General features: G+C 60.9%; 23 protein-coding genes. 11 read left to right on the top strand and 12 right to left on the bottom strand.

The window, feature by feature from the left end; genetic code table 11:
- Positions 1-72: 72 nt before the first annotated feature.
- From HJC00_RS11105 to HJC00_RS11090, 4 genes are read right to left on the bottom strand one after another with little or no spacing between them, the layout of a single operon-like run.
- Positions 73-501, bottom strand: a complete 429-nt coding sequence (locus HJC00_RS11105) for a hypothetical protein (protein ID WP_221164015.1) — start codon at positions 499-501, stop codon at positions 73-75.
- Between the two features lie 6 nt (positions 502-507).
- Entirely contained in the window at positions 508-762 is a 255-nt protein-coding gene (locus tag HJC00_RS11100) for a type II toxin-antitoxin system prevent-host-death family antitoxin (RefSeq protein ID WP_210630565.1), read from the bottom strand.
- Between the two features lie 58 nt (positions 763-820).
- Positions 821-1,585, bottom strand: coding sequence for a GntR family transcriptional regulator (locus HJC00_RS11095; RefSeq protein ID WP_210630566.1), 765 nt, complete (start codon positions 1,583-1,585; stop codon positions 821-823).
- Positions 1,582-2,466: an N-acetylglucosamine kinase gene (locus tag HJC00_RS11090; RefSeq protein ID WP_210630567.1), complete on the bottom strand. Its 885-nt coding sequence runs from the start codon at positions 2,464-2,466 to the stop codon at positions 1,582-1,584. The genes HJC00_RS11095 and HJC00_RS11090 overlap by 4 nt, the downstream gene beginning before the upstream one ends.
- 528 nt (positions 2,467-2,994) lie before the next feature.
- Between HJC00_RS11090 and HJC00_RS11085 the strand changes: the two genes are divergently transcribed.
- The 5 genes from HJC00_RS11085 (at position 2,995) to HJC00_RS11065 (ending at position 8,368) form a co-directional block, all read left to right on the top strand.
- Positions 2,995-4,254: an ABC transporter substrate-binding protein gene (locus HJC00_RS11085; protein ID WP_210630568.1), complete on the top strand. Its 1,260-nt coding sequence runs from the start codon at positions 2,995-2,997 to the stop codon at positions 4,252-4,254.
- A 247-nt stretch (positions 4,255-4,501) separates the two neighbouring features.
- Positions 4,502-5,449: a carbohydrate ABC transporter permease gene (locus HJC00_RS11080; protein WP_210630569.1), complete on the top strand. Its 948-nt coding sequence runs from the start codon at positions 4,502-4,504 to the stop codon at positions 5,447-5,449.
- 9 nt (positions 5,450-5,458) lie between these two features.
- Positions 5,459-6,298, top strand: a complete 840-nt coding sequence (locus HJC00_RS11075; RefSeq protein WP_210630570.1) for a carbohydrate ABC transporter permease — start codon at positions 5,459-5,461, stop codon at positions 6,296-6,298.
- Positions 6,295-7,356, top strand: coding sequence for a Gfo/Idh/MocA family protein (locus HJC00_RS11070; protein ID WP_221164014.1), 1,062 nt, complete (start codon positions 6,295-6,297; stop codon positions 7,354-7,356). Before HJC00_RS11075 ends, HJC00_RS11070 begins: the two co-directional genes overlap by 4 nt.
- Positions 7,357-7,366: 10 nt before the next feature.
- Complete coding sequence (locus HJC00_RS11065; RefSeq protein ID WP_210630572.1) at positions 7,367-8,368, top strand: ABC transporter ATP-binding protein; 1,002 nt, start codon at positions 7,367-7,369, stop codon at positions 8,366-8,368.
- A 67-nt stretch (positions 8,369-8,435) separates the two neighbouring features.
- Here the strand turns inward: HJC00_RS11065 and HJC00_RS11060 are convergent, their stop codons facing one another.
- The 6 genes from HJC00_RS11060 to HJC00_RS11035 all read right to left on the bottom strand — a co-directional run bounded on the left by HJC00_RS11060 (position 8,436) and on the right by HJC00_RS11035 (position 13,926).
- Entirely contained in the window at positions 8,436-8,741 is a 306-nt protein-coding gene (locus tag HJC00_RS11060; protein WP_221164013.1) for an NIPSNAP family protein, read from the bottom strand.
- A gap of 195 nt (positions 8,742-8,936) precedes the next feature.
- Positions 8,937-9,998, bottom strand: coding sequence for an ABC transporter ATP-binding protein (locus tag HJC00_RS11055; protein ID WP_210630574.1), 1,062 nt, complete (start codon positions 9,996-9,998; stop codon positions 8,937-8,939).
- A gap of 12 nt (positions 9,999-10,010) precedes the next feature.
- On the bottom strand, positions 10,011-10,799 hold the full coding sequence (locus HJC00_RS11050) for an ABC transporter permease (protein ID WP_210630575.1): 789 nt from the start codon (positions 10,797-10,799) through the stop codon (positions 10,011-10,013).
- Complete coding sequence (locus HJC00_RS11045) at positions 10,796-11,689, bottom strand: ABC transporter permease subunit (protein ID WP_184459279.1); 894 nt, start codon at positions 11,687-11,689, stop codon at positions 10,796-10,798. The genes HJC00_RS11050 and HJC00_RS11045 overlap by 4 nt, the downstream gene beginning before the upstream one ends.
- Positions 11,690-11,760: 71 nt before the next feature.
- The gene (locus HJC00_RS11040) at positions 11,761-12,864 is read right to left on the bottom strand and encodes an ABC transporter substrate-binding protein (RefSeq protein ID WP_210630576.1); all 1,104 of its coding nucleotides are present in this window, start codon (positions 12,862-12,864) and stop codon (positions 11,761-11,763) included.
- A 189-nt stretch (positions 12,865-13,053) separates the two neighbouring features.
- The gene (locus tag HJC00_RS11035) at positions 13,054-13,926 is read right to left on the bottom strand and encodes a MurR/RpiR family transcriptional regulator (protein ID WP_221164012.1); all 873 of its coding nucleotides are present in this window, start codon (positions 13,924-13,926) and stop codon (positions 13,054-13,056) included.
- 176 nt (positions 13,927-14,102) lie between these two features.
- Here HJC00_RS11035 and HJC00_RS11030 point away from each other — a divergent pair, with 176 nt between their 5' ends.
- The 6 genes from HJC00_RS11030 (at position 14,103) to HJC00_RS11005 (ending at position 21,730) form a co-directional block, all read left to right on the top strand.
- Positions 14,103-14,873, top strand: coding sequence for an N-formylglutamate amidohydrolase (locus HJC00_RS11030; RefSeq protein ID WP_210630578.1), 771 nt, complete (start codon positions 14,103-14,105; stop codon positions 14,871-14,873).
- A 119-nt stretch (positions 14,874-14,992) separates the two neighbouring features.
- Positions 14,993-16,555 (top strand): amino acid permease, encoded by a 1,563-nt coding sequence (locus HJC00_RS11025; protein WP_221153413.1) that lies wholly within the window; start codon positions 14,993-14,995, stop codon positions 16,553-16,555.
- A 147-nt stretch (positions 16,556-16,702) separates the two neighbouring features.
- On the top strand, positions 16,703-18,070 hold the full coding sequence (locus HJC00_RS11020) for a glutamine synthetase family protein (protein ID WP_210630580.1): 1,368 nt from the start codon (positions 16,703-16,705) through the stop codon (positions 18,068-18,070).
- 201 nt (positions 18,071-18,271) lie between these two features.
- Positions 18,272-19,657, top strand: a complete 1,386-nt coding sequence (locus HJC00_RS11015; RefSeq protein WP_221164011.1) for an aldehyde dehydrogenase family protein — start codon at positions 18,272-18,274, stop codon at positions 19,655-19,657.
- Complete coding sequence (locus tag HJC00_RS11010) at positions 19,654-20,805, top strand: iron-containing alcohol dehydrogenase (protein WP_221153415.1); 1,152 nt, start codon at positions 19,654-19,656, stop codon at positions 20,803-20,805. Before HJC00_RS11015 ends, HJC00_RS11010 begins: the two co-directional genes overlap by 4 nt.
- A 226-nt stretch (positions 20,806-21,031) precedes the next feature.
- Entirely contained in the window at positions 21,032-21,730 is a 699-nt protein-coding gene (locus HJC00_RS11005) for a ParA family protein (protein WP_221102473.1), read from the top strand.
- A 76-nt stretch (positions 21,731-21,806) separates the two neighbouring features.
- On the opposite strand, the gene HJC00_RS11000 is transcribed toward HJC00_RS11005, so the two are convergent.
- Positions 21,807-23,207 (bottom strand): L,D-transpeptidase, encoded by a 1,401-nt coding sequence (locus HJC00_RS11000; protein WP_221145591.1) that lies wholly within the window; start codon positions 23,205-23,207, stop codon positions 21,807-21,809.
- A 230-nt stretch (positions 23,208-23,437) separates the two neighbouring features.
- The gene (locus HJC00_RS33120; RefSeq protein WP_405047650.1) at positions 23,438-23,725 is read right to left on the bottom strand and encodes a hypothetical protein; all 288 of its coding nucleotides are present in this window, start codon (positions 23,723-23,725) and stop codon (positions 23,438-23,440) included.
- Positions 23,726-23,794 lie beyond the last annotated feature (69 nt).

Here is a 23,794-nt window from a genome sequence, read left to right as displayed (position 1 = left end):
ACGTGAAAGCTATGCCGCAGCTTTGATTTTGCCGCATGTCGTCCCTCGAAAGCCGCTCTTGAGCGATAGGCATCAGCGGCGGACGGGATCGCTCTTCCTGGCTTGGGCAAGATCAAGAAATTTCCCTTTGATCGTTGCGAACAGACCGGGCGGAATGAAGCCGTAGGCGAATATTCCCTCGCTGCCCGGTACGGGCGAAAGCCCGCCATTCGGCCATTCATCGATATTATGTTCGGAGACGATGACCCAACTCGGCGCGTCGTCCAGACCGATTGCCTGCTTCACTTTCGGCGGGATTTCTATTCCGACCGTGTCGCCGGATGGCGGCGTATGCGTGATCGGCAGCAGAACGACGTAGCGCGGATTGGCGAGGCTTTCGCTTGCCGCGACGAGGCAGGCGGGCCTGTCCTTGCCTTGGTCGCGACCCGCCGATGCTTCGCGCGACCAGAGGTAATCATAGCGCACGACGAGGCCGGGCTTAGGTTCGGGAATTGCGGCCATGCGGCTTTATTTCAGCAGTTCATCGAGAGGGGCATGCGCGGCATCCATCTCCGCTCTTTCGACGGCATCGATGACGACGGACAAGGCGTCGGCTGTGACGTGCGTCCGCTGCGCGGCGGCCCTCAGCCAATCATAGTGCTCGGCCGACATCAGCACGAATTCGCGGCGGCCATGACGGGTGATTTCGACAGGCTCGCGCTGTGCCTGATGCTGAAACTCACCGAATTTTCGCTGAAACTCCAGAGACGTGGTTCGAGTCATGACAGATTCCAAACTTCAATACGCGGATTATACGTATAATTTGGATAAGCTCAAGCCGTCAGCTCACCCCGATCGTCAGCTCGGCCACGAAGTCGTAGGCATCGCCGCGATAGAGCGAGCGGGTGAACTCCACGGCACGGCCGGAGCCGAGATAGGAGATGCGTTCGATCGACAGGCCGGCCGCACCCACGGAGACGCCGAGAAGCTGGGCGTCGGCTTCCTTCATATTGGTCGCCGAAATGCGCTGGACGGCGCGCACCGGACGGACGTTGAGGCGTTCGAGTTCGGCGTAGAGCGAATTGGTGACGGAGGAGGGATCGGGGAGGAATTCGCCGGAGACGCTGGCATTCTCGATTGCCAGCGGCTGGTCGTCGGCGATCCGCAGGCGCGAGAGGCGCGAAACCTTCACGCCCGCGGCGAGGCCAAGGATCATCATCTCGTCGGGCGAGGGGGTATGGATGCCCTTATGCAGCCATTCCGAGCGGGAGGACATGCCGCGGCGTGCCATGTCTTCGGTGAAAGAGGTGAGCTGCGACAGGCGCTGCTCGACCTTGGAGACCGGCTTGGCGACAAAGGTGCCCGAGCCGTGGCGGCGCACCAACAGGCCGTCGGCGACGAGTTCGTCGATCGCCTTGCGCACGGTGACCCGGCTGACGGCGGCAAGTTCGGCGATGTCGCGCTCCGGCGGCAGCGCGTCGCCGTGACCAAGCGTGCCGGCGCGCACGGCCTCTTCGAGCGTGCGGCGCAGCTTGACGTAGAGCGGGCCGGTGCCGGCCGCCTGCAGGCGTTCCAGGGAGAGGATTGTGGCGAGATCATCGGTCATGCCGCACCTCTCTGTCGCTCATTCAGGAGCTTGACCGCAAGTTCCACCGCGCCTTGAAGGGCATCGTTTTTCGGTTTGGCAAGCAGCGGCCTGTAGCGTTGGGGAAGCCAGGGCTCATAGGCTACCGCAAGACCGCCAAGCAGGCAGATTGACGGGCATCCGGGCCAGAGCAGCGCTTCAAGGCTTTCGCCGATCGCCGTTGCCGCGTCCGTGACGATGGCGACCGCGACCGTATCGCCCCTCGTTGCATGTTCGAAGACTGCAGGCGCGTAACGGGCAAAATCCGTCGGTCTTGCCGAATGCGCAAATTCGACAATGCGCTCGGGATCATTGCCGTATTCGGCCATGACCGCTTCGGTGATCGCGGAAGCCGGGCGCACGCCGTCATGGGCGAGCAGCGATCGTTCCATGAGGTCGCGGCCCAGGCGGGCGCCGCTTGCCTGGTCGCCGACGACGAAGCCCCAGCCGCCGATGCCGTTCAGCCGACCGTCTTTCCGGGCGTTATAGACCGAGCCGGTGCCGAAAGCACCGACAATGCCGTCGCCATCGCCGAGCGCGCCCTGGAGCGCGATCAGCGCGTCGGTAACAACGCGGCCTTCGGCAAAGGGCAGGGCCTTTTCGATTCGCTGGCCATAATCCGTGACGTTGGCGCCAGCGACGCCGACGACCGCTGCGACGGAGGAAATTGTTTCCGCGGCGAGCCCGGCATCGCGCAAAGCCTGCCGGGCGGAGTCGACGATATTGAGAAGAGAATTGTCCAGATCGGACAGGATATTGGCAGGCCCCGATTTGCCGCGGCCGATGATAGTGCCGTTTCTGTCCGCGACCGCGGCCCGGCAGCTCGTTCCGCCGCCATCTATGCCGATTGCAAGCTCTGTCATCGGACCTCCGAATACGCCGTTCCCACCTGTTTTTCCTACAATACCAAAAAAATACCATTTACCAAGTGGGAATGGCTGAGAAATTGCGCCTTTTTATCTATTTGATTTTACTTGATAAAAATTTTTAATGAAGCCGTGGAGGCCAAAAAGTTAAAATTCGTCTGGACAATTGGTATTTTTTTGGCCTTAATTCGACAAAAGGGAACAGCGTTTCGAAGCCCACGAAAACCGGCAGCAGAGCCAAGCCGGAACCGCTTCGAGGATGATTGCCAGAATGCCAGCGGCCCTGTTGGTCCGGCGATGGAATTCAGGCATCCATTGGCTTTCCCATGATTTTCGGCGCGTCCGGTGCAGTCACCGAAAAGCGCGCAGTCCGGCCGCAGGCGATCCGCCTTCGTGTCCGTCGAGCTTTCGGGACCGGCAGCCGCTGGCGGTCCTCCAAGGGGCGTTGGGTGTTTCCTCATACACGCCAATTGCTTGTTTCAGATCGAAAACGGCGCTTTCCGGCGCTAAAAACAGGAGAGGGAAATGAAAAACACTGCTCTGAAAAGCCTGCTGCTTGCCTCAAGCCTGCTGACGTCGGCAGGTCTCGTCCATGCCGCCGATGTCACGCTGACCGTCGAAAGCTGGCGTAACGACGACCTGCAGATCTGGCAGGAAAAGATCATTCCGGCGTTCGAAGCGAAAAACCCCGGTATCAAAGTCGTCTTCTCGCCGACCGCGCCGACTGAATACAACGCTTCGCTGAACGCCAAGCTCGATGCCGGTTCCGCAGGCGATATCATCACCTGCCGTCCATTCGATGCCTCGCTCGAACTCTTCAATAAGAAGCAGCTCGTCGATATCACCAGCCTGCCGGGCATGGAGAATTTCTCGCCGGTCGCCAAGGCCGCCTGGACGACCGACGACGGCAAGTCGACCTTCTGCGTGCCGATGGCTTCGGTCATCCACGGCTTCATCTACAACAAGGATGCCTTCGACAAGCTCGGCATCTCCGTGCCGAAGACGCAGGACGAGTTCTACGCAGCCCTCGATAAGATCAAGGCCGATGGCACCTATATTCCGCTTGCCATGGGCACGAAGGATCTCTGGGAAGCCGCCACCATGGGCTACCAGAACATCGGCCCGAACTACTGGAAGGGTGAAGAGGGCCGCGAAGCCCTGATCGCGGGCAAGCAGAAGCTGACCGATCCGGAGTGGGTCAAACCGTTTGAGGAGCTTGCCAAGTGGAAGCCTTATCTCGGTGACGGTTTCGAAGCCCAGACCTATTCGGACAGCCAGAACCTCTTCACGCTCGGCCGCGCCGCGATCTATCCGGCTGGTTCCTGGGAAATTGCGCTCTTCAACACGCAGGCGCAGTTCAAGATGGGCGCCTTCCCGCCGCCGGTTCCGAAGGCCGGTGACCAGGGCTACATCTCCGACCATCCCGATATCGGCGTCGCCTTGAACGCGAAGAGCACGCATGCCGAGGAAGCCAAGAAGTTCCTCAGCTGGGTCGCTTCGCCTGAGTTCGCCGATATCTACGCCAATGCACTGCCGGGCTTCTTCAGCCTGAACTCCAACCCGGTGAAGATGTCCGATCCGCTTGCTCAGGAATTCGTCTCCTGGCGCGGCCCGTACAAGTCGACCGTGCGTTCGACCTACCAGATCCTGTCGCGCGGCACGCCGAACCTTGAAAACGAGACCTGGGTCGAATCGGCCAATGTGATCAACGGCACGGATACGCCGAAGGTCGCCGCCGAGAAGCTGCAGAAGGGCCTCGACAGCTGGTACAAGCCGGCCAAGTGATGTGATACCCCTCCCCAACCCCTCCCTACAAGGGGAGGGGTTTAGCCTGCCGCAAATAAGCGGTTCCGGCAGGGAGGGAATCGCTCCGCGAGTCTTCTTCCCCCTTGTGGGGAAGATGGCCGGAAGGCCAGAAGGGGTCTTTCGTCACGCAGAGGCATGGCGGTTCGCCTAGCGAAGAAGCACCCTGACGGTGCATAAAAGTCCAGCTTCCCGGCTCCAAGATCTATCTAGCAACAAGGCAAAAGCCATGAGCGAAACCCACAACGCGGCCGAAATCGTCCCGATCAAGCGCCCGGTGCGCTGGCACATCTTCGTCTTCATGCTGCCCGCCGTGATCGTTTATTCCGCCGTCATGGTGCTGCCGCTCATCGAGACGCTCAGGCTGTCGCTTTACAACACGGTCGACGGGCAATCAGCTTTTGTCGGACTTGCGAATTTCAAGGTTCTGTTCGGCGATCCGCGCTGGGCGCATGATTTCTGGAACGCGCTCGTCAACAATCTGATCTTCTTCGCCATCCATATGTGCGTGCAGAACCCGATCGGCATTGCGCTCGCAGCCCTGCTTTCGGTGCCGAAGCTGCGCGGTGTCGCCTTCTACCGCACGGCGATGTTCCTGCCGACGCTGCTCTCCTTCGTCATCGTCGGTTTCATCTGGAAGCTGATCCTTTCACCGATCTGGGGTGTCGCGCCCTGGATGCTCGATCTCATCGGCCTGAAATTCCTGTTCGCACCTTGGCTCGGCAAGCCGGGTTCGGCGCTGATCGCCGTGTCGCTGATCTCCAACTGGCAATATATCGGCATTCCCATGATGCTGATCTATGCAGCGCTTCTCAGCATCCCCGAAGAGGTGATCGAGGCTGCCGAATGCGACGGCGTCACCGGCTGGGCGCAGTTCTGGAAGATCAAGCTGCCGCTCATCCTGCCGGCGATCGGCATCATCTCTATCCTCACCTTCGTCGGCAATTTCAACGCATTCGACCTGATCTACACCGTGCAGGGGGCGCTTGCCGGGCCTGACATGTCGACCGACATTCTCGGCACGCTGCTCTACCGCACCTTCTTCGGTTTCCAGCTGCAGCTCGGCGACCGCTCGATGGGTGCGACGATCGCCACCGTGATGTTCCTCATCATTCTCGCCGGCGTCTCGCTTTATCTGTTCGTCATCCAGCGGCGCATGCGTCGCTACCAGTTCTGAGGAGCGCGCATGTCCAAGGCACGCACATCTCCCATCCGCACCGGCCTCGTGCACCTGGCGCTCAGCACCTATACGCTGGTCGCGCTGTTTCCGGTATTTCTGACGATCGTCAACTCGTTCAAGGATCGCGCCTCGATCTTCCGTGAGCCGCTGATGATCCCGACGCCGTCGACCTTCAGCCTCGTCGGCTATCAGACGGTGCTGGGGCAAGGCGATTTCGCCACCTATTTCCAGAACAGCTTCGTCGTCACGATCGTCTCGATCCTCTTGGTGCTGCTCTTCGGCGCCATGGCGGCCTTTGCGCTGTCGGAATACCGCTTTCGCGGCAACTTGCTGCTCGGGCTCTATATGGCGATCGGCATCATGATCCCGATCCGCCTCGGCACGGTGGCGATCCTGCAGGGTATGGTGGCGGCCGGCCTGGTCAATACGCTGACGGCGCTGATCCTCGTCTACACCGCGCAGGGCATACCGCTGGCGATCTTCATCCTGTCGGAATTCATGCGCACGGTTTCGGACGATCTCAAGAATGCCGGGCGTATCGACGGGCTTTCCGAATATGCGATCTTCTTCCGCCTGGTGCTGCCGCTGGTGCGCCCGGCCATGGCGACGGTCGCCGTCTTCACCATGATCCCGATCTGGAACGACCTCTGGTTCCCGCTGATCCTGGCGCCTGCGGAAAGCACCAAGACGGTGACGCTCGGTTCGCAGATCTTCATCGGCCAGTTCGTCACCAACTGGAATGCGGTGCTGGCGGCCTTGTCGCTCGCGATCCTGCCTATCCTCGTCCTTTACGTCATCTTCTCGCGGCAACTGATCCGCGGCATCACCTCGGGAGCCGTCAAATGAGCCAGGAGAAACCGATCCGCGTCCTCGTTGCCGGCCTCGGCAATATGGGCCGCAGCCATGCGCTTGCCTATCACAACAATCCCGGCTTCGAAATCGTCGGTCTCGTCAATCGCTCGACACCGGAGCTGGAGCCCGCGCTGCAGGGCTATGCTGTTCATCCTGACTTCACGACGGCCCTTGCCGAGCTGAAGCCGGACCTCTGCTCGATCAATACCTATTCCGACAGCCATGCCGATTATGCCGTCGCCGCCTTCGAGGCCGGCTGTCATGTCTTCGTGGAAAAGCCGCTGGCGACCACCGTCGCCGACGCGGAGCGGGTCGTCGCAGCAGCTGAGAAGGCGGGACGCAAGCTGGTGATCGGCTATATCCTCCGCCATCACCCATCCTGGGTGAAGCTGATCGAGGAGGCGCGCAAGCTCGGGCCGCCTTACGTCTTCCGCATGAATCTCAACCAGCAGTCCAACGGCCCGACCTGGGCGACGCACAAGTCGCTGATGCGCACGACTTCACCGATCGTCGATTGCGGCGTGCATTATGTCGATGTCATGTGCCAGATCACCGATGCGAGAGCCGTCGAGGTACGCGGCATGGGGTTGCGTCTCTCGGACGAGATTGCCGCCGGCATGTATAATTATGGCCATCTGCAGGTGTTCTTCGAGGATGGTTCGGTCGGCTGGTACGAGGCCGGCTGGGGGCCGATGATTTCGGAGACCGCCTTCTTCGTCAAGGACGTGATGTCGCCGAACGGCGCGGTGTCGATCGTCATGGATCCGAACGCCAAGTCCGACGATATCGACACCCACACCAAGACGTCGGTGATCCGTCTGCACACGGCCGAGACCGGCCCCGACGGCAAATTCATCCGGCCAGACCAGGACATGAGGATGACGGGCGAGCCTGGTCATCAGGCGCTCTGCGACCTGGAACAGGCCTTCATGCTGAGGGCGATCCGTGAGGATCTGAACCTCGACCGCCATATGGCGGATGCGGTGGCGTCACTGCGCATCTGCCTTGCCGCCGACGAGAGCGTGCGCACCGGCCAGCCGGTCAGATTGTAAGGGAAAGACAGTGGGATCACTTCAACTCAAATCCATCCGCAAGACCTATGGCACGCATGAGGTGCTGAAAGGCATCGACCTCGAAGTCAGGGACGGCGAATTCGTCATCTTTGTCGGGCCGTCGGGCTGTGGGAAATCGACGCTGCTGCGCAGCATTGCGGGCCTTGAGGATGTCACCTCGGGCGCCGTGGTCATCAACGGCCGCGACGAAACGCTGACGCCGCCGGCCAAACGCGGCATCGCCATGGTGTTCCAGTCCTATGCGCTCTATCCGCACCTGACGGTCAAGGACAATATGGGCCTCGGCCTCAAGCAGGCCGGCACCTCCAGAGAGGAGATCGACAAACGCGTCGGCAAGGCGTCCGGCATGTTATCGCTGGCACCTTATCTCGCACGTCGGCCGGCAGAGCTTTCCGGCGGCCAGCGCCAGCGCGTCGCGATCGGCCGCGCCATCGTGCGCGAACCGGAACTCTTCCTGTTCGATGAGCCGCTGTCGAACCTCGATGCGGCGCTACGCGTGCAGACTCGCCTGGAAATCGCTCGGCTGCATCGTAGCCTGAAGGCGACGATGATCTACGTCACCCACGACCAGGTCGAGGCGATGACGCTTGCCGACAAGATCGTCGTGTTGAATGCCGGCGCGATCGAACAGATCGGCTCGCCGATGGAACTCTATAATCGCCCGGCCAACGTCTTCGTTGCCGGTTTCATCGGCTCGCCTCAGATGAATTTCATCCCGGGCGAGAAGGTCGGCGATCACAGCGCCAAGACGATCGGGGTGCGCCCCGAACACATGACGCTGTCGCGCGAGCAGGGGAGCTGGGCTGCGAAGGTCGTGCATGTCGAGCATCTCGGCGCCGACACGATCATCTATCTGGAATCCGACCAGTGTGGCCTGCTGACGGCGCGCCTCTTCGGCGAGCACCAGTATGAGCCCGACGAAATCGTCTATGCGACGCCGGACCAGGCGCGCGTGCATCGCTTCGATGCCGACGACCGGGCGATCCGCTGAGCGGTTGACGGAACGAATAGCCCCGCCAGCGTGCGGGGCTTTTTGCTTCCAGTCGGCGCGGGCTCGATCAGCCGAGGACGGGCCGCATGAAGCTGCGCTCATAGCTGACGATGCTGCGGTTTCGCTTGGCGAGTTCGAAAGCCGCCTGACATTCCGGATCGCTTGCCATGCGCGTGCGGTAGTCCTCGTAGGTGGCAAGGCTTGAGAAGGAAAACAATGCTACGGCAATGTTGTTGGCGCCTTCAGAGGGCAGGAAATAACCGTGATGGGTGCCGCCCATCCTATTGACGATCGGAATCCAGAGCCGGGCATATTCCTCGAATTCGGCAAGCTTGTATGGATCGATCACATAGCGCAGGTGGCAGGTAATCATTGAAATATCCCCTCGCGCAAAATACCGGGCCGCGGGCTGCCCGGCTCGTTTGGTTTATTCAACTTCTGGCACGAAGCTGGGAGAGTTCAAGCGCTTTGTCGTGATGGCTGCATCACCTTTTCTGACAGTTCGGGCGGCCTGAAATGAAAAAGGCGCTGCGTCGGCGGCGCCTTTCGCACGAGTTGCGTTTCCGGATCAGTCGCGGATGATCAGCAGGTCGGCTGCCATGAAGCGCAGCGTCACGGTTTCGCCGGCCTGCGGTGGCGTGGTGCCGGGGCTGTTGAACATGTCGAAGGAGATGACGTTGCCGCCGACATCCATTCGGGTGCGGATGACCGAGCCTAAGAAGTGAGCCGAGACGACTTGGCCCGTCAGCGCGGTGTCGCTTCTGGCGCTGTCGGAGAGGGAGCCGGCTTCCGGGCGCAGCGCCAGCGAGATGGTTTCGCCGGCCTTGTTGGCTGCGACCGACTGCTTCAGCGTGATCTTCTGATCGCCGATCTGGATGAGGTTGGCATCGGGATCGACGACCTTGGCCTCAATGAGGTTCAATGTGCCGACGAAGGAGGCGACGAAGCGCGTGGCTGGCGTGTTGTAGATCTCGAAGGGCGAACCGATCTGATCGGCCTTGCCGGCATTCATGACGACGATGCGATCGGAGATCGACAGCGCCTCTTCCTGATCGTGGGTGACGAAAACAGTGGTGATGCCGAGCTGTTGCTGGATCTGGCGGATTTCCTCGCGCAGCGACACGCGGATCTTGGCGTCGAGTGCGGAGAGCGGCTCGTCGAGCAACAGCACCTGCGGCTTGACGGCAAGCGCGCGGGCGAGCGCCACGCGCTGCTGCTGGCCGCCCGACATCTGGTAAGGGAAGCGATCGGCAAGGTGATCGAGCTTAATGAGGCCGAGCATTTCCTTGACGCGGGCGTCGATCTCGGGCTTGGCGGCGCCGGCGACCTTGAGGCCGAAGGCGACATTGTCGTGCACCGTCATGTTCGGGAACAACGCGTAGGCCTGGAAGACCATGCCGATATTGCGCTGGTTCGGCTTCAGCGAGCTCTGGTCCTTGCCGTTGATGGTCAGCGTGCCGCCGGTCGGTGTTTCAAAGCCGGCGATCATGCGCAAAACGGTCGTCTTGCCGCAGCCCGACGGTCCGAGGAAGGAGACGAATTCACCCTTCTCGATGTTCATGTTGAAGTTCTTGACGACCTGGACCGGGCCGAAGGATTTCTGAATGTTGTTCAGTGCGAGAAAGGACATGAGCCAGTTACCTTAAGCCTTTGCCGGGCGGGCTTTGCCGAAGCGGGAAACGAGGTTGAGCAGGCCCATGCTGAGCCAGGTGATCGAGAAGGCGATGACGGCGAGCGCCGAAGGCTCGTAGGCCTTGTTGGCGCCGACGAGCTGCAGGTACGGACCGAAGGCCGGGCGGTTGAGCAGCGCGGCGAAGGTGAATTCGCCCATGACGATCGCCAGCGTGATGAAGGCGCCGGAGAGTACGCCGCTCATCACGTTCGGGAAGATGCAGCGGAACATGATGGTCGTCCAGCGGGCGCCGAGGCTTTCGGCCGCCTCCGTCAGCGTGCGGACATCGATGGCGCGCATGGCGGTATCGACGGCGCGGTACATGTAGGGCAGGGACAGCGTGATATAGGAGAAGACCAGCAGGGCGTTAGTCCCTGTCGTCGAACCCGTCAGCGGCAAGTAGGATGACGAATTGTACATTCTGAGGTAGCCAAAGACAATGACGATCGCCGGAATGACGAGCGGCAGCAGCGTGATGAACTCGACGACCGGACGCATCTGCGGCAGGCGCAGCCGCACCCAATAGGCCGTCGGCACCACGAGCAGCATGCCGAAGACGATGGTGAGCAACGCCATCAGCATGGAATAGCCGAAGGTCTCGCGGAACTGAATGTCCGAGAAAACCGACTGATAGGCGTCGAGGCTGTATTCGCCGCGGCGCATGCGCAGCGAAAATTCGACGGTGCCGATCAGTGGGATGATGAAATAGGATGCGCCGAGAATGATGGCAGCCCAGGCTCCGAGACGTTGTGTTTTCATTTCTGCCACCGCTCGGCGCGCATGCGCAGCATGAGATAAAGGATGTTGGATACGCCTGTGATGACAATCATGCCGAGAGCGATGGCGTAACCGAGGTTGGCATTGTGCAGAACGTCTCCGCGGATCTGCGCGTAGAGCAGGATCGGCACGATGTTCAGCGAACTGCCGGTCAGCGCGAAGGCGGTGGCGATGGCGCCGAAGGCGTTGGCGAAGAGCAGCAGAGTCGTGCCGAGCAGGCTCGGCCAGAGGATCGGCAGGGCGACCATCGTCCAGTATTGGCGGTTGGTGGCGCCGAGGATTTGCGATGCTTCGCGCCATTCCTTCTTCATGCCGTCGAGCGCCGGCGTCAGGATCAGCACCATCAGCGGGATCTGGAAATACATGTAGGTGATAGTGAGGCCGAGGAAAGACAGCAGGTTGAAGCCTGTGCCATAGAGATTGAAGCCGAACCATTCCCGCAGGAAAACCGTCACGAGCCCGGTGCGGCCAAGTGTTGCGAGAAAGGCGAAGGCGAGCGGCACGCCGGCGAAATTCGAGGCGACGCCGGAGAAGGTCAGAAGCGTCGAGCGCACCGAGGCGGGCAGGCCGCCGAGCACGACGGCCCAGGCGAGGAAGAAGCCGATCAGCGCGCCGCCGAGAGCGGAGGCGACGGACACGCGAATACTGATCCAGTAGGCGCTGATAATGGATGGAGTGAAGAGATCGCCGATATTCTTCAGCGTGAAATCGCCCTCGGGCGTCAGGAACGCGCCGGCCACGAGATAAAGCGTGGGGATGATCAGGAACAGCAGGGAAAAAATAATGAAGGGTGCAATACCCAGCCAGTCGATCACGCGGTCTTTGTTGATCAAGGGGGCGCTGCTTACCATCGGTGTTGAAACGGTACTCATGGAAAGCTCATCCTGGGGCGTCGGAGTGAGAAAGCCTCCCCGCCTTTTGGGCGGGGAGGCCGGATCGGAGATTACTTGACGGCTGCGCCGACGACGGAATCCCAGTTCTTGGTGATGGCTTCCTTGCCGGCAGCCTGTTCTTCGAGCGTCGGGAAGACAGCCTTTTCATAGGCTGCTGCCGGCGGCAGCTTGTCGAGCAGGTCCTTCGGGATCTTGTTGTTCTTGGCAAGATCGTTGAAGCGGATCGGGTGGCAATAGCCCTTCAGCCAGCCGAGCTGACCTTCGTCGGAGTAGAGGTATTCCATCCAGAGCTTGGCAGCGTTCGGGTGCGGAGCGAAGGCGGAGATCGCCTGCACATAGACGCCGGCAACGACGCCGGTCTTCGGAACGACGACTTCGAACGGAGGATTGCCCTTCAGGCTTTCACCCCACGAAAGTGCGTTGTAGTCCCAGGCGACGATGATCGGCGTGGAGCCCTGCGCGAAGGGGGCAGCCTTGCCGACGACCGGCACGAAGTTGCCGGCCTTGTTGAGTTCGGCGAAGAACTTCAGGCCTTCTTCGCCTGCCTTGGCTGCATCACCGCCGGACGCGGAAAGGCCAGCGGCATACACGCCCTGGACGGCCTGGTTGGCCGTGCGCGGGTCGCCGGCGAGTGCGACGGTGTTTGCATAGTCGCTCTTCTTCAGGTCTGCCCAGTCTGCCGGCGATTCCTTGACGAGATCCTTGTTCACGAGGAACGAGAGAACGCCGTAATAGTCGCCGTACCAGTAGCCTTCGGAATCTTTTGCGGAATCCGGGATCGAGTCCCAGGTGGAGACCTTGTAGGGCTGGATCAGGCCGTCCTTCTTGGCGGACGGGCCGAAGGAGAGGCCGACGTCGATGACATCGGGAGCCTGCGGGCCGGTGTTGCCCTTGTTGGCCTTGATGGCTTCGATTTCGTCGCCCGAACCGGCATCCGGGTTCAGTTCGTTGACTTCGAGACCATACTTGGCCTTGAAGCCGGCAATGACGTCGCCGTAGCCGCACCAGTCATGCGGAAGGGCGATCGTGGTCAGCGTGCCTTCCTTCTTGGCGGCGGCGATGAGTTCAGCGCTCGGTTCTGCGGCAGCAATCGCGGTCGAAGCCACGATCATCGCAGTAGAAAGCGACAGGAGTCGAGAAAGATTAGAGATCACTGTTGTTCTCCTTCGGGTTTTCAGTGTCTGGCGATGCTGTTAATCAGCTTACATGAAGCTTGTGTGACGGTTGGATGACGTTAATTTTGCCGGGATAGCAGGCGCTTGCGACAGATGTTTCGATTGCGACTGCATCGCTCACTTCCGCCAAATCCGTCATTGTTTTTCCTCTCCTTTAGTCTTGTCCTCCTAACCGAGTTTGCGGAAAAGCGTGGTCTGCTCGAACAAGCCCTCCAGGGTCTTCATGCGTTCCTTCGTCTCATCCCAGGTGGAATTCTGAATGGCCTCGATCAGCGCCTCGACGATGAAAAGAGTAACGACGGACGAATCCCAGGCTGAGGGCGCCTCGATCCGCACACGGAAGGCATGCCTGGCCAGCTTGGCGGCGGGCGAGCCCCACTGGTCGGTGAAGACGACGATTTCGGCGCCGCGCTTTCGGGCGGCGGTTGCCAGGCTCACCATCTCCTGTTCGTAACGGCGGATATCGAAGATGATCAGGATATCGCCGGCATTCATGTTGAGGACATATTGCGGCCAGCTGCTGGAATTGGAGGACAGCAGCGTCGTGGCAGGCCGGATGACCTGCATATGCGTGAAGAAATATTCGGCAAGGGCGCCGGTGATGCGGCCGCCGACGAAGTAGAGGCCGCGCTTGCGGTCCGACAGCAGCGAGGCGACGCTGTCGAAGGTCGCGGTGTCGAGATCGGTCAGCGTCTGGCGCAGATTGCCCATGATGGCATCGGCGAAACGGTTGAGGATATGGGTTCCCGGTGCATTCTGCGCCCAGCGATCATGCTTGGCAATTGGGTTGGAGATCGTCGCTTCGACCTCCAGATGCAGGTGCGCCTGAAAATCCGGATAGCCTTTGAAGCCGAGCTTTTGCACCATGCGCACGACGGTCGGCGTGGACACGCCGGCATTCTCGGCGATGGTGGTAATACTGCCGAGGCCGGACACCGGATAATTGTCGAGAAGGCTTTCAGCCAATTGTTTTTCGGCGCGCGTCAACAGCCCGAAATGCGAGTGTATGACGTCCGAAACCGTCTTTGACGCAACTGTCACCTAATCTTGCTCCCCGGGATGGTCTAGCGCCACTTTCCCAACCAAAGTTAACAACGCTGTCATAATCCATGTCAACCGGTGTCATGAAAAGAATTTTTCAGAGGATGCTTGACAGTGATGGAAACCTGAAGAATTCTTTTCTTATAACATTTTATTAATGGATAGGAGTGGCGCCTTTGGTGCTGGCCCGGCCGAAAATCCTCAGCGAAGCGGACGGCAACTGCGTCGGGATCGAGCGCGTCGGCGGCCAGAGCCCGGTGTTGCTCGTCTGCGAGCACGCTTCCAATGCGCTTCCTGCCTGCTTCAGCGATCTCGGTTTGCCGAGCGAAGCGCTGTCGAGCCATATTGCGTGGGACCCCGGCGCGCTCGCCGTTGCCCGCGCCATATCGCAAGCACTCGACGCAACGCTCGTCTACCAGCGCTTCTCCCGACTCATCTACGACTGCAACCGGCCGCCGAGTTCACCGGGCGCCATGCCGGAGACCAGCGAAATCTATGCCATTCCCGGCAACAAAGATTTGACCGCCGAAGAACGCCTGGCGCGCACCGATGCGCTCTACGTGCCATTTCACGACGCCATTCGCGAGCTGATCCGCGATCGCAGGGCGAGGGGGCAAGACAGCATTATCGTGACGATGCACAGCTTCACGCCGGTCTATCACGGCCGGCAACGCGCCGTCGAACTTGGCATACTGCACGACGAAGATAGCCGGCTGGCCGACCGCATGATGGATGCTGCTGCTGAAGCGCCGCTTTACAGGACTGAACGCAACCAGCCTTATGGGCCGGAGGACGGCGTGACCCACACGCTGATCCTGCACGGGCTTTCGAACGGCTTGCGCAATGTGATGATCGAGGTCCGCAACGACCTCGTCGCAGACGATGGCGGCCAAAGGGTCATGGCCGACTATCTGACAGGGCTTCTCCAGCGCAGCCTGGAAGCCTGAATAAAAAAAGACCCGAGGGAGCAGTTTATCTGCGGACGTCCGCACGGCGAAAATGCCGCGGGCAATTGGCACTGAACCGGCCTGCAATCCCGCGGCCGGTTCGTCAACAGGGGGAAGTCATGTCGGACTACACCGAACTGGACAAGAAGCAGGATGTGCACATCCTGCATTCCATGGGCTATGCCCAGGAACTCGAACGGCGAATGAGCTCATTCTCGAATTTCGCCGTCTCATTCTCCATCATCTGCATTCTCTCCGGCGGCATCAATTCGCTGGCGCAGGCGACTTCGGGCGCCGGCGGAGCGGCGATCGGCATCGGCTGGCCCGTGGGATGCTTCATCTCGCTCGTTTTCGCCGTCGCCATGGCGCAGATCAGCTCCGCCTATCCGACGGCGGGCGGACTCTATCACTGGGGCTCGATCCTCGGCAACCGCTTCACCGGCTGGCTGACAGCCTGGTTCAATCTGCTCGGTCTCGTCACCGTTCTCGGCGCCATCAACGTCGGTACCTATTACTTCTTCATGGGCTCCTTCGGCACCACTTATCTCGGGCTGACGGACACGATCACGGTGCGGATCATTTTCCTCGTCATAATTACCGGCGCGCAGGCGCTGGTAAACCACATGGGGATTGGCTTGACCGCGAAGCTCACGGACTTCTCGGGCTACCTGATCTTCGCAACCTCGATCGCGCTGGCGGCCGTCTGCCTTATCGCGGCCCCTTCCTATGAGTTCGGCCGCCTCTTCACGTTCGCCAACTATTCCGGCGAAGTCGGCGGTAGCGTATGGCCGTCGACCTCGGGCGCCTGGGTCTTCCTTCTCGGCCTGTTGTTGCCGATCTACACCATCACCGGCTATGACGCCTCGGCGCATACGTCGGAGGAGACGGTCAAGGCCGCCCATTCGGTGCCGCGCGGCATGGTCGCCTCGGTCCTGTGGTCGGCGCTGTTCGGTTATATCATGCTGTGCGCCTTTGTGCTCATGCTGCCGAACATGGACGACGCGGCCAAACAGGGCTGGAACGTGTTCTTCTGGGCGATGGACAGCCAGGTAAACCCCGTCGTCAAGGACATCCTCTATCTAGCGATCTTCGTCAGCCAGTGGCTGTGCGGCCTTGCGACCGTCACCTCGGTCTCGCGCATGATCTTCGCCTTCTCGCGTGACGGTGGCCTTCCGGCCGCCAAGGCGCTGTCGAAGGTCAGCCCGCAATACCGCACTCCGGTGGCCGCGATCTGGACGGGATCGATCCTGTCGGTTCTGTTCGTTTGGTTCACCTCACTCGACTTCGTGAAAATCGGCGATACGCCGGTTTACACGATCGTAGTTTCGTGCACGGTCATCTTCCTGTTCTTCTCCTTTGCGATCCCGATAACGCTCGGCCTCTTCGCCTGGGGTACGTCTAAGTGGGACAAGATGGGCCCGTGGAACCTCGGCGAAGGCCTCTTCAAGCTCTTTGCCGTGCTCTCGATCATCGCGATGGTCCTGATCTTCGTTCTCGGAGTCCAGCCGCCGAACGGTGCTGCGCTTTACGTTACCGTCGGGTTCCTCTTGCTGACGGCGATCGTCTGGTTCGGCTTCGAGAGCCGGCGCTTCAAGGGGCCGCCGATCGGCGCCGAAGTGGCGAAGCGCCAGGCCGAAATCGCGGCGGCAGAAGCGGCCGTCGGCGAAAGCGGCGAACGTTAAGCAACGAGGCTTCCCTCTCAAATGGCGGGGCCGCTCCTGCGGCCCCATCACCGGTTCAACGAAAAGGCATCGGGCCGCCACACTAGGCCGGGCGCATGCGATTTTGTTGCCCCGATTTTTTCAATCCCAATTTCAGGCGGATCACTCATGAGCAGCAGCTATACAATCGACGATCTCAGGAAGGATGTTGCCGAAGGGCGCATCGACACCGTTCTGGCCTGCCAGGTGGACATGCAGGGGCGGCTGATGGGCAAGCGCTTCCAGGCCGAATATTTTGTCGAAAGCGCCTGGAAGGAAACGCACAGCTGCAACTACCTGCAAGCCACCGACATGGAGATGGAGACCGTCTCCGGCTACAAGGCGACGAGCTGGGAGAAGGGTTACGGCGATTATACGATGAAGCCGGATCTTGCGACGCTGCGCCGCATTCCCTGGCTCGAGGGCACGGCGCTCGTACTCTGCGACGTGCTCGACCATCACACGCATGAGGAAGTCGCCCATTCGCCGCGTGCGATCCTGAAGAAGCAGGTGAAGCGCCTCGAAGACATGGGCATGAAGGCCTATATGGCCTCCGAGCTGGAATTCTTTCTGTTCGACCAGAGCTACGAGGCGGCGCATGCCTCGGGTTACCGCAACCTGAAGCTCGCCAGCGCCTACAACGAGGACTACCACATCTTCCAGACCACGAAGGAAGAAGAGGTGATGCGGGCGATCCGCACCGGGCTGCAGGGCGCCGGCATTCCGGTCGAGAACTCCAAGGGCGAGGCTTCCGCCGGTCAGGAGGAGATCAACGTGCGCTATGCCGACGCGCTCGCCATGGCCGACCGGCATGCGATCATCAAAAACGGCTGCAAGGAGATCGCCTGGTCGAAGGGCAAGGCCATCACCTTCCTCGCCAAGTGGAACTACAATGCCGCCGGCAGCTCCTCGCATATCCACCAGTCGCTCTGGAGCCTCGAGGAAAAGCCGCTGTTCTTCGATCACACCGGCAAATACGGCATGTCGCCGCTAATGCACAATTACATCGCCGGGCTTCTCGCCCATGCGAGCGAGATCACCTATTTCCTGGCGCCCTACATTAATTCCTACAAGCGCTTCATGGCCGGCACCTTCGCACCGACCAAGGCGATCTGGAGCAAGGACAACCGCACTGCCGGCTACCGCCTCTGCGGCGAGGAGACCAAGGGAATCCGTATCGAATGCCGCGTCGGAGGCTCCGATCTCAATCCTTATCTCGCCTTCGCCGCGCTGCTTGCCGCCGGTATCGACGGCATCGAGAACAAGCTGGAGCTCGAAGCTCCGTTCGTCGGTGACGCCTATGGCGGCAAGGACATTCGCGAAATTCCGCGCACGCTGCGCGCGGCAACGACTGAAATGACGGAATCGGCGATGCTGCGCAAAGCCTTCGGCGACGACGTCATCGACCATTACACCCGTGCTGCCGAATGGGAGCAGGAAGAATACGATCGCCGCATCACCGATTGGGAAGTGGCGCGGGGTTTCGAAAGAGCTTAATACGGATTTCGCGGGATTGCTCCTCACCCTAACCCTCCCCCCGTAGAAACGGGGAGGGGACGTGCCCTTGCGGGGCTGGCGGTTGAGGAAAACGGTGCTGCATATCCCTTCTCCCCGTAAGCGGGGAGAAGGTGCCGGCAGGCGGATGAGGGGCTGCGGCCTCACTCAATTTTTGATGAATACGAGGACAGGAAATCGATCATGGCAATGATCCAATGCATTTCACCGGTCGACGGATCGGTTTACGCGGAGCGCCCGGCACTTTCGCTCGACGCCGCCAAGGACGTGGTGGCGCGCGCCCGCAAGGCGCAGAAGGCCTGGGCGAGGCGACCGCTTGAAGAGCGTGTCCAGCTTGTCCTGAAAGGCGCCGCACGGCTGAACGAAATGTCCGACGTCGTCGTGCCGGAGCTTGCCTGGCAGATGGGCCGGCCGATCAAATACGGCGGTGAATACAAGGGCTTCAACGAGCGCTCCAATTATGTCGCGTCGATTGCGGCGGGTGCGCTGGCACCTGTTGTCGTCGAGGAGAGCGACCGTTTCGAGCGCCGTATCGAACGCGAAGCGCATGGCGTCGTCTTCGTCGTTGCACCCTGGAACTACCCCTATATGACGGCGATCAACACGATCGCGCCGGCGCTGATGGCCGGCAATACGGTGGTGCTGAAACATGCCTCGCAGACATTGCTCGTCGGCGAACGGCTGGTGCAGGCCTTTATCGAGGCCGGTGTTCCCGAGGATGTGTTCCAGAACGTCTTCCTCGACCATGAGACGACCTCGGCGCTGATTGCCGCCGGCAGCTTCAATTTCGTCAACTTTACCGGATCGGTCGAAGGCGGGCGGTCGATGGAGCGGGCCGCCGCCGGCACCTTCACGGGCCTCGGCCTCGAACTCGGCGGCAAGGATCCGGGCTACGTCATGGAAGACGCCGATCTCGATGCGGCCGTCGACACGTTGATGGACGGCGCGACCTATAATTCCGGCCAGTGCTGCTGCGGCATCGAGCGCATCTATGTGCATGAGTCTCTTTACGATGCCTTCGTCGAGAAATCGGTCGCCTGGGTGTCGAACTACAAGCTCGGCAATCCGCTCGATCCTGAGACTTCGCTCGGGCCGATGGCGAACAAGCGCTTCGCCAAGGTCGTGCGCGAGCAGATCGCCGATGCGGTTTCCAAGGGCGCCAAGGCGCTTGTCGACCCCAAGCTTTTCCCACAGGATGACGGCGGCGCCTATCTCGCGCCGCAGGTCCTCGTCGATGTCGACCATTCCATGGCCTTCATGCGCGAGGAGACCTTCGGCCCGGCGGTCGGCATCATGAAGGTGAAGAGCGACGAAGAGGCACTGGCCTTGATGAACGACAGCCAGTACGGGCTGACCGCTTCGCTATGGACCAAGGATGTCGAGCGGGCGGCGCGGCTTGGCCGCGAGATCGAAACCGGCACCGTCTTCATGAACCGCGCCGACTATCTCGATCCGGCGCTCTGCTGGACCGGTGTCAAGGAGACCGGCCGCGGCGGTTCGCTCTCGATCATCGGTTTCCAGAATCTGACTCGCCCGAAATCCTTCCACCTGAAGAAAGTCACAGCATGAGCAGCAACATCACTGCAAACTGGAGCTATCCGACATCGGTCAAGCTCGGCCGGGGCCGCATCAAGGAACTGGCCGACGCCTGCAAGAGCCTTGGCATCAAAAAGCCGCTGCTCGTCACCGACCGAGGCCTCGCCTCGATGGCGATCACCAAGAACGCGCTCGATATCCTCGAAGATGCCGGTCTCGGCCGGGCGATCTTTGCCGATGTCGATCCGAACCCGAACGAGAAGAACCTCGAGGCCGGCGTCAAGGCTTTCAAGGATGGCGGCCATGACGGTGTCGTCGCCTTTGGCGGCGGCTCCGGTCTCGATCTCGGCAAGTGCGTCGCCTTCATGGCCGGCCAGAGCCGGCCAGTCTGGGATTTCGAGGATATCGGCGACTGGTGGACACGCGCGAGCCTCGAAGGCATCGCCCCGATCGTCGCCGTGCCGACGACGGCCGGCACCGGCTCGGAAGTCGGGCGCGCCAGCGTCATCACCAATTCCGTCACACATGTGAAGAAGATCATCTTCCATCCGAAGTTCCTGCCAGGCGTCGTCATCTCCGATCCGGAACTGACGGTCGGCATGCCGAAGATCATCACCGCCGGCACCGGCATGGATGCCTTCGCCCATTGCCTGGAGGCCTATTCCTCGCCCTTCTATCACCCGATGTCGGCCGGCATCGCGCTCGAAGGCATGCGCCTCGTCAAGGAATTCCTGCCGCGCGCCTATAGAGAAGGGACCGATCTCGAAGCCCGCGCCAACATGATGGCCGCCGCCGCCATGGGCGCGGTCGCTTTCCAGAAGGGGCTCGGCGCCATCCATGCGCTGTCGCACCCGATCGGCGCGGTCTACAACACCCATCACGGCATGACCAATGCGGTTGTCATGCCGGCGGTGCTGCGCTTCAACCGCGCTGTCATCGAGGAGAAGATCGGCCGGGCGGCCGCCTATCTCGGCATTTCGGGCGGTTTCGACGGCTTCTACGATTATGTGCTGAAGCTCCGTTCCGATCTCGGTGTGCCGGATACGCTGACGGCAATGGGAATCGCGCCCGACCGCATCGACGAATTGTCGGCCATGGCGATCGAAGATCCGAGCGCCGGGGGCAATCCGGTTGCCATGACGCTCGAAAACACCAAGGCGCTTTTCAGGGACTGCTTCTGATAAGATCAGCTGGACCTGCAGATTGGCCCGGAAAGCTCTTGCTTCCGGGCTTTTTCATTTTGGAGGCATCCTGAATTTTAGGGATGTGAAAAATACCGCCTGCAATTTCGCCGCGCGCGTTCGCAATTTGTTAACCATGATTGTAAAGGATGGGTTAACCGCACGATGCTCCGACAGTGCGCACAAGAGCGATGCCGGCTCGCGCCATTTCCTCCGAGGACCGAACATGCCAGTCATTACATTCGCAAATACCAAGGGCGGCGCCGGCAAGACGACCGCTGTTCTCTTGCTCGCGACCGAGCTTGCCCGTCAGGGCTATCGCGTGACCATTCTGGATGCCGATCCGCAGCATTGGATTTCACGTTGGCACGAGATATCGGGGCACGTGCCTAATATTTCAGTGATCGATTTCGTGACGACCGCCTCGCTGCCGCAGCATATCAGCGAAAACAAGCATAATACCGACTATTTCATCGTCGACCTGCCGGGCGCGCGCAATCCGCTGCTTGCCACCGCCGTCGGTCTTTCCGACCATGTACTGATCCCGATCCAGGGCTGTGCCATGGATGCGCGCGGCGGCGCGCAGGTGCTCGAACTGCTGCAGTATCTGGACGAGAAGGCAGGCATCAAGATCGGCCATTCGGTGGTGCTGACCCGCGTCAGCTCGATGGTGACGACCCGGGCGCTGCAACTCGTCAAGTCGCTGCTCAGCGAGCGGCACGTGCCGGTGCTGGACACGGCGATTATCGAACGTTCGGCCTTCCGCGACATCTTCGACTGTGGCGGCACGCTGCAGACCATGGACCCCACGCGCGTCAGCAATCTCGACAAGGCGCGTGAGAACGCCGCCTGTTTCGCCCAGGAAATCATGCGCAAGGTGCCTGTTCGGTTGACAGCCTCGGCTCGCATGGCGACGGCGGCCTGAATACCCAAGCATTGAAACAGAAAGGCCGTCGGGGCGATCCGGCGGCCTTATCGTTGGTGACCAGTTTGGCTTTGGCTCAGTCGACGAACTCGACCGTCACACCGGGCTTGACCATTTTCGCAAGCTCGGTTGCATCCCAGTTGGTCAGGCGAATGCAGCCGTGGCTCTGGGTGCGGCCGATCTTGGAGGGCTCCGGCGTGCCGTGGATGCCGTAAGTCGGCCTGGAAAGCGCCATCCAGACGGTGCCGACCGGGCCGTTCGGGCCTGGGGGAATGTTGAGGATCTTGTCGTTGGCGCCCTGCTGAAAGTTGATCTTCGGGTTGTAGGTATAACCGGGATTGAACGCGACGCGCTCGACCGTCACCGTGCCGGACGGGGAGGGGGTGTCGGTTGAGCCGATCGAAGCCGGGTAGGCGGCGATAAGATTGCCGGCGCCGTCATAGGCGAAAACCTGTTTGCGCCCCTTGTCGGCGATGATGCGGGCGACCTCGCCGGTCTTCATCTCGCCGGGATTGACGACCTTGATCACCGTGCCGGGAACACTGAAATCGGCGCCGGGATTCATCTCCTTGAGGAAGGCCTCGTCCATATGGAAACGCTCGGCCAGCATTTCAGTGGTCGAGGTATAGGCGAGCGACGGCAGCAGCGCCTTATGCGAATAATCTTCCGGGATCTCCGCGACGAAGGGGCCGGCGGCATCGGCCGGCGTGATCGTATAGCTGACGACGGGCAGGCCGCCGTTCATGCGCAGCTCTTCCAGAATGGCATCGGTGTCGTTGGGGTCGAGCTTTGACCCCGTCATCTGGTCGTAAGCATAAATGCCCTTGGTGACGTTCGAGCCCATGTGCCCGTCGATGACGCCGGGAGAGATGCCGGCGCGGTCGAGGAAGACCTGCAGCGCGACGATCTCGGGCTTCGATTTGTTCTTCAGCGTGATCACGGGCTCGTCGGGTGCTGCCTTCGGCGCATCGGCGGGCGGGATCTGCTGATCGGGATCGATCGAAGCGTAATCGTCGCCCGATTGCGGATTGCCAATGCTGTTGTCGTTCGGATAGGGCTCCTCGCCGAGCGGCAGGCGCTCGATTGCAGCGTCGCGCGGAATGCCACCGGTGACGGCGCCGCGTTCGGAATAACGCGTATCGCCATAGGAATTGTCGTCGGCATAATAGGGATCGTTGCCACCCTGGTCGGTATAAACCTCGCGCGGGCCGGGCCGTGGTGGATAGTAGCCGCGGGCGCGCATTTCGGTGGCGACGACGTTGCCGTAGGCGTCGATCAGCACGCGGTTGCCGCTGCGGTCGCGGGCATAGGCAAAGCCGCGCGGGACATAATCGAGGATTTCGCCGTTCGGCGTGACCAGCACGACATCGCTCTGGCGACGGTCACGAAACTGCTGCGCGCCGGCCTGCGGTGCTGCAGCCGCAACGGCTGCCAGCACGGCCGCAAGCGAAAATGCCGACTTCAAAAAGCGATTCACGTCTCACACCTCGAACAGTGACTGGGCCGACACACACCCGCGAATTTTGACGCTAGTGTGGAATTTATGAAAGCGTGCTGAACAAAATATGAAAATCCCTAAGATTTCCTTTTACTCATAAACGTTTGCATCCTTGTGTCCGTTCCGCAAAATCCACGGTTGCGGCAAAAGCGCAAGAGGAGAACGGCGCGATTGACGAAAGAGGGCGCGAAACTTAGAGCTTTTCCGGGTTAGACTGCGGCATTCTGCCGGAGCAGGTTTTCGTCAGGGCAAAGGCGATTGGCGAAGGGCATACCCCAAGGTACGTCCGAGCCGATCGCCTCTGATCCTGGCGGAAACATGCCCGGCCCACCGGCCGCACCGCTTCGCCGTGGCGTAGCGATGTGCGTCCGGCGATTCCAAAGTCTTGCAGATTTGCCAGCCAAATTTGCGGGAGGGTTGGCTGAAACAGGGCGGCTGATCGACCGGCCGGCTTGGCCGTAGAGCTTGGCTACGACGCGCGCCGGCCGGTCGACCATCCGACCGTTTGAGCCAACAGAATGCTGCAATCTAACCCGGAAAAGCTCTAACGCTACGGCGGCCGCTAA

The sequence above is a fragment of the Rhizobium sp. NLR22b genome (assembly GCF_019685295.1).
GTDB lineage: Bacteria > Pseudomonadota > Alphaproteobacteria > Rhizobiales > Rhizobiaceae > Rhizobium.
This window is presented reverse-complemented; position numbering and strand designations above follow the sequence as displayed.